Origin of the sequence: Actinomyces sp. 594, from assembly GCF_019325145.1 — a bacterium.
In the GTDB taxonomy this organism is placed as follows: Bacteria; Actinomycetota; Actinomycetes; order Actinomycetales; family Actinomycetaceae; genus Actinomyces.
This window is the reverse complement of the sequence record NZ_PIZC01000015.1, coordinates 69,194-75,766: the sequence shown is the minus strand read 5'-3', so window position 1 is coordinate 75,766 and position 6,573 is coordinate 69,194. Positions and strand designations below refer to the sequence as shown.

At 67.6% G+C, this 6,573-nt stretch carries 3 protein-coding genes; 1 reads left to right on the top strand and 2 read right to left on the bottom strand.

Annotated elements, in window-relative coordinates:
- Nucleotides 1-570: 570 nt before the first annotated feature.
- Both GZ998_RS02385 and GZ998_RS02380 read right to left on the bottom strand, forming a co-directional pair.
- Nucleotides 571-3,339: a lysylphosphatidylglycerol synthase domain-containing protein gene (locus tag GZ998_RS02385; protein WP_219108761.1), complete on the bottom strand. Its 2,769-nt coding sequence runs from the start codon at nucleotides 3,337-3,339 to the stop codon at nucleotides 571-573.
- Between the two features lie 443 nt (nucleotides 3,340-3,782).
- On the bottom strand, nucleotides 3,783-4,811 hold the full coding sequence (locus GZ998_RS02380) for a hypothetical protein (protein WP_219108759.1): 1,029 nt from the start codon (nucleotides 4,809-4,811) through the stop codon (nucleotides 3,783-3,785).
- A gap of 1,057 nt (nucleotides 4,812-5,868) precedes the next feature.
- On the opposite strand from GZ998_RS02380, the gene GZ998_RS02375 reads away from it, so the two are divergent.
- Entirely contained in the window at nucleotides 5,869-6,570 is a 702-nt protein-coding gene (locus tag GZ998_RS02375; protein ID WP_162678628.1) for an ABC transporter ATP-binding protein, read from the top strand.
- The last annotated feature ends 3 nt before the right edge of the window (nucleotides 6,571-6,573 follow it).

The window sequence follows — 6,573 nt, the reverse complement described above, 5'->3', positions numbered from 1 at the left end:
CCCACCCAGGGCCTCCCAGAATCTCACGACTTCTGACACTCCCAGATGTCATGAGATCCAACAGTCCCAGAAGTCATGAGACAACACAGTCGTCGAAAGGTACGAAGCGTCGGTGTAAAGGTACGAACCGTCATGCGAAGTGCCGAAGCGTCGCGCGGGGCGCACGAGCCGTTCCGCCCCCGACGTCGGCGCCCGCCGTACCGAAGATGTTCTCATCAGCCCCAGAACGTCCTCATCAGCCCGAGTACGACCTCCGCGCGGCGAAGACGACCTCGTGAGCCCAAAAACGTCCTCGGCGCGGCGAAAACGTCCTCGTCAGCCCGAGACCCTCCACGATGTGGAGGGTTTGGGGAGTATGAGGTCGTATTCGGTCGGTGTGGGGTGGTCGGGTACGACCTCATACGCCCGAAGACGTCCTCGTGAGCCCGAGAACGTCCTCGGCGCGGCGAAAACGTCCTCATCAGCCAGAGTACGACTACCCGAACGCGACCCTCACACCACACCGCAGTCCGGGCACCGCCCCAGCACCCTAGAACACGAAGAGCCGGTTTACGGCCCTCATCGACTCGGCTATAGGTCCCCGTGCCGCTGCAGGCGGTGCAGGCTCAGCCAGCCGATTGGGATGGGAACCCAGAAGGTGACCAGGCGGTAGACGACTGCGGTTGACAGCGCCACGCCGTTGGGAACCCCTGCCGTTACCAGGCCCGCGGTCAGTGCCACCTCCACCGGGCCGATGCCGCCGGGTGAGGGCACCACGGACCCGACGGTGTTCGCAGCCAGGTAGGTGATGGCCAGCACCGAGAAGGACAGCGTGTGCCCGAACGCCCACAGGCTCGCCCCGAATGACAGGATGTAGCTCAGGCTCAGCAGCAGCGTGCCGCCTATGCCCAGCGCCAACCGGCCCGGGTTGGACATGACCCACACCAGCCGCGGCCACACCTGCCGGTAGGTCGGCTCGATCTTCTCCCACACCCAGCTGCGCACCTTCGGGATGAACAGGGCGGTGGCGACGACGGCGACCAGGGCGACGGCGGTCACCAGTACCCAGCCGCTGGGCAGGGTCAGGCTGGTCGACTGGCCGGTCGTGGCGGCGACGATAATGAGCAGGACAACGGTGACAACGAACTGAACCACCTGCACCAGGGCCACGGTGGCCACACCGATCGCGGTCGGCACGCCCTTGCGGGCCAGGAAGCGCAGGTTGATGGCGGCGCCGCCGACTCCCGCGGGCGCGACTAGTGAGACTACCGAGGAGGCCAGGTGCACCTCGGTGGACTTCCACAGCGGCAGCTTTACCGGGCTGAATGCCACTAGTGCCAGGCCGGCGCCTACGTAGGTGGCCAGCGAGAAGATCAGCGCCCCGAGGATCCACCAGAGGTTCGCCCCGGCAACGGCGTCGGTGATCTGCTCGATGTTCATGCGGGCCAGCAGGGTCCACAGCGCCACCAGTCCCACGATCGCCATGATGACGGTGCGTGGGGAGAAGCGGGTCAGCTTGGCGGGCTCTGCGTGCGCCGTCGGCGTCAAGTCCACCAGGGCGTCGCGCAGCTCCTGGAGCACCTTGCCGCGCCGGCCCATGGCCTCACGGGTGGCTGCCGGCAGCACCACCTGCTGCAGCATGGGGGCGATGGAGGCCAACTGCTGAGTGGTCAGGGAACGGGAGGCGGCGGTGATAGCGCGTTCCACGTCAGTCAGGGAGGCCGTCAGCGCCAGGACTTGGGCGAGGTCGACCCGGCGGGACAGCTCGGAGGAGATGGTCTCCCCGGAGTCCCACCCGAGCAGCCAGACAGCACCTGAGTCGTCGAGTACGACGGCGGCCGAGTCTAGTTCCCGGTGTGCCAGACCGGCCTTGTGGGCGCGGCTGACCTGGTCCCAAAGGTCGCTCAGCACGTCATCGCTGATCTCATCGAGGTCCGCCAGGGCACGGGCGCCGCGGACGTGGTCGGTTACCAGCACCACGGACTCATCGGCTTCGGCTATGCCGACCAGGGCGGGGGTGCGTACGCCGGCGCGACCCGCCTCCAAGATCATCAGGGCTGCATGCTCGGCCGCAGAGCGCACGGACAGATCCCGTTCCGGCGACAGCCCCTTCACCCGCACCCGGTCCCAGAGGGTAGCCAGGAAGCCGGCAACCTGCCGGTCGGCGTCAAGGACGGTGACGTCCCTGCGCACCCCCGCGCTGTCCCAGACGGCATACAGCCGGTGGGCTGAGAGCTGACCCTCAGTGAGTGCGGCGGAGGAGGCCTCTGCCAGAATGGCGGCCAGATCGACGTCGTGGGCGGGGACGATGGTGGAGGTGTCCTCCGGAGGTATCGGGGCGGTCGCTTCCGGCTGAGGTGATGCGGGTGGGTCCGTGCCCGCGTCTTGGGGGTCGGCGGGGCCGGCTTTGGCGTCTAGTACGGCGGGGCTGGTCAGCGGGGTCTCGCGGACGCGCTCGGTGTAGCCCAGCGGTGCCGCGGTCTCAACCGTCCAGGCGCGGGCGTCGGGGGCACGGTCCATGCGCACCACGCGGACGGCGTCGATTCCAGCGCGGCGCAGCGCGCGCACCAGGGCTATGCCGTGGGCACGCGTGTCATCGACGCCGAAGGCATAGCGTACGGCCAGCCCCGGCAGGCGGCCCAGCAGAATAGAGATGACGGCGCCCGGAAGCGTGATCGCGCTGCGGAGAACCGCTAGGCCCACCACGATCCAGACGGCGGTCCAGGTGTAGCGGATTACAGGGGAGGAGCGGCGGTCCCCGGCGCCTGTGAGCAGTCCCGCCAGGGTGGCGAATACCGTGGAGATCCCGACCCGGGCCGTGCCGGAGGCGGTCACGGTCAGGCCTGAGGCGAGGATGGCCGGGCCCCAGGCGTCCAGTGCGTGCAGGCTCAGCCAGGCTAGTGCGAAGCCGCCTGCTCCCGCCAGCAGCGCACCGCCCGCGGTGTGCCAGGCGCGGCGCAGCAGGCTGTGCATGATGACCACTACCGGCACGGTGAAAGTGAGCAGGCCCTCGACGGCCTGGAGGGGGAAGACGAGGATTCGGCGCAGCACGACGGCGAGGGCGTTCTGCACGTCTTGGGTGACGCCGGTGGTGGTGGCGTGGGCGTAAGCGGCCAGGATGACCATGAAGGTCAGGCCCAGCCCGGCGACAACCAGGTCGAGCAGGTCCTCTGCCCGCCGCAGGCGGCGCTCCGGAGCGTCCACCAGCAACGTCGTCGAGCGGGGGACCGCGGTGGCGGCGGGGCTCGGGTAGGCCTGGTCTGATTTGTCGACGACGGGGGTGACGCCGATGCGCGGGATTCCGACCGGTGACGTCGCCTGGACGCGGTCCGGGTCCTCCGGGGGCGGGGCATCAGTCATGTCGGTGTCAACCTGTTTGCCTACGGATAGTACTGCCCTGTTCGGGGCGCAATGAGCCTACCAGGCGGACCCTGGGATACCGCGGAACGAAGGGTGGAGGTCGGCCGGGAGAGCTGCCGGGAACTGGGCGTTCGCGAACCGGTGTGGTGGTGCCGGGGCGGCGTGGGGTGATGTGTGCACCGCAGCAGACGTGTCGGCCGAGTCGACCGGTGGACTCGGTGGGACTGTATCCGCCGATCGGGGGTCCGATCCGCTTAGCCGATCGGCCGATGCTGAGCACTTCGGTCGCTGGCAGACTTATGGGCGTCGGCACGGAAGAGAGCCGAGCTGGCTAGTCCCTGAACCTCCCTGGTTAGTTCGGGTCCGGGCCCCTCAGCGGGGCTCGGACCCGAACCGCTTTTTGGGCCGGGGCTCAGGCCGGGCTGGTCTGCCGCCCGGATGAGTTACAGGCGAGCGAGCAGGTCCGCCATCTCCTCCTCCGCCAAGTGCCAGGATGGGTCTGCGGTGAGGGTGCCGTCGGTCAGCAGGAACCGCATCTCGGCGTCTGGTAGTGAGGCGACCTGGAGCTTGATGGCGTGCGGGCCGTCTGCTCCGTCGAAGGCGCGCAGGATGGGCTCGGCCTCGTCCAGGGTCAGGTCCTGCTCGTAGATATTGATTGCGGGCAGTCCGTCGGCGTATCCGGGGCCGACGGCGTCCAGGGTCACGATCGGTTCGCGGGCGGGGTCCTCGGCGCCGCCGGGAAGAGCGGCTAGCACCGCGTCGAGGGGAACTCCAGACAGGTCGACGTCGGAGGTGGCGCTGATCGTCAGGGATGTGCTGCCGACTTTGAGGCGATCCTCGTAGGTCAGGGTGGTGCCGTCGGCGGCTGCCGGTGGCGCCAGGACGGCGTCGGCGGGGAGGGTATCCGCGTCGATGTGGCTGATCTCGATTGCCTCATCGGTGTCCAGCGGGATGCCAACCGCGGCGATGGCGCCCTGGTTGAGTCCGGCGGCGATGCGGAGCCGCTCGCACTGGAAATCGAGCTCTGAGTGCGGGCGCACGAGGTCTACGTCAATGGCCGTGTGCAGGTCCTCGCCGGCCGGTCCGGTTCCGTTCCAGCTGATCAGGAGGGTGGCGTGATCCAGCCCCTCAACATTCGCGGCCAGGTCGGTGTAGGCGGACTGGATCAGGGCGGTGGCGTCCTCGACGGGGGTGTTCTCCTCCAGTGTGAGGAAGGTGCGTACGCCCCAGGACTTGGTGGAGACATGCTCGGTGTCGACGGTCGGCTCGCTCATTACGGGTGCACGGCCGGTGAAGTAATCGGCGAAAGGCGTCGTATCCGGCTCTTTCGTGGGTGTCCGCAGCCACCTGCGCACGCCGACTCCGGTCACGACTACGGCGGTGCCAAGACCGAGGATGATATCGCGGCGGGTATGGCCGCGTTGCTTGCTGGGGGCGGCGTCAGGGGAGGGAGGGGGCGTCTGTGAAGTCACCGTCGCAGAATATGGGTGGGGTCTGAACCGACTCAATGCGCTGGCATGGGCAGTGCTCCCCATATTCTCCGCACGCACATCGCCCGCCACTTAGACCGATCCCGGTGGTTATTTCGACCGACTGGAGGAACTACCAGAGACTCGGGTCCAGCGGAGGGATGCGGTCCAAGTACGGGGCCGGGAAAGGAAGGGTGTCGATCACGGCGGACCTGCCCGCCGTCGGCTGGCGCCAGGGTGTTGCGCAGGGCCGTACTTCCCGGTTTGCGTATACCAGACCTTCCAACTCGCGGGGCGTGTTGGAATCCGGGGCGGCGTCGGGTGGGTGGGAGCCTGCCCGCCCACGGCCCACAGTTGGAGCCGATCCTGGGCGCTCCGTCCCACGGGGCACCTGGGGAGCGGCACCCACCCCCGCCGGGGCGGCAACACCCACCGGGCCCCAAGCACACCCACAAACCGCGAGAGCCCCTTTGTGCTTGTTGATCGGGCACTGCACCTGTCGTTGCTGGAATGCCGGACCGCGGCCCTGTGAACACGCAGAAACATCTAGGAAACTCCTACCCTGATGCCGACTTGCTGGACCCCTGGCCGCACGGGGCGGCACTCCGCCCGCATAGCTCACCCTCGGTGCTGCCTCCCGCGCGCTGGAACGGGCCCGGTCTCAGCGTTCCGGATCAACTAGACGATGGTCGGCTCCGGCTCCTCCTTAAGTCTCATAAGCCTGAGCCGTTCTGCTGATGGGAAGCACCACGGCCGGTGAGCACACTTATTCCTGTCAGCAACGACAACCGGTGCGGAGCCCACAGTATCCGCACCACTCAATCCGCACCACTCACACCCAATCTGAAAGGAATACCCGAATGGACGCCAAGTTCACCTCCACCCCCGCCGCCAAGAGCGACCTGCTCGACGAGATCACCGAGTAGGAATACATCTGGGATGACCCGTTAGCCCAATGTCGGCCGCAACCTGGGCGAACGGACTATCTACGTCAGGTGATGCCCAGCACCTGGCCGCACACGCCGCATCGTCAACCATTCTCAACCAAGGGAGTATCACCATGTCCATTGTCCTGACTGACGTGTGCCAGGCCTATTCGGGCTTCGAGCTGCGCGACGTGTCCTTCGAGGTCTCTACCGGCGAGATCGTCGGTTTCCTGGGGCCAAACGGTGCGGGAAAGTCCACCACGTTGCGCATCCTGCTGGGCCTGGAGCGCCCGGCTCGGGGCACGGCTCTTATTGAGGGGACCCCTTACGCGAGGATGGCTCAGCCGATGCGCACCATCGGCTCCATCCTCGACGCCCAGTGGATCGCCGGGGGCCAGACGGTGACGCAGTACCTGACCTGGCTGGCGATCGCCGGGGGCCTGGACCGCTCCCGCATCCCCCTGCTGCTAGAGCAGGTCGACCTGGCCTACGCCGCCAAACGACGTGTCTCGCGCCTGTCCCTGGGCATGCGCCAGCGCCTGGGCCTGGCCGGAGCGCTGCTGGGCGACCCGCGCTACCTCGTTCTGGACGAGCCGCTCAACGGACTGGACCCCGAGGGCATCCGCTGGTTCCGCGACCTGCTACGGCAGCTACGAGACCAGGGCCGGGGCATCCTGTTGTCCTCCCACATCCTGACCGAGGTCTCCGCCGTGGCCGACCGCGTCGTCATGATCTCCAACGGGCGCGTCACCGGAAGTGGCAGCCTGAGCGACTTCGAGGCGGAAGGCAGCTTGGAAGACGCCTTCTTCAAGCACCTCGCCCCCAAGGAGCGGTGATAG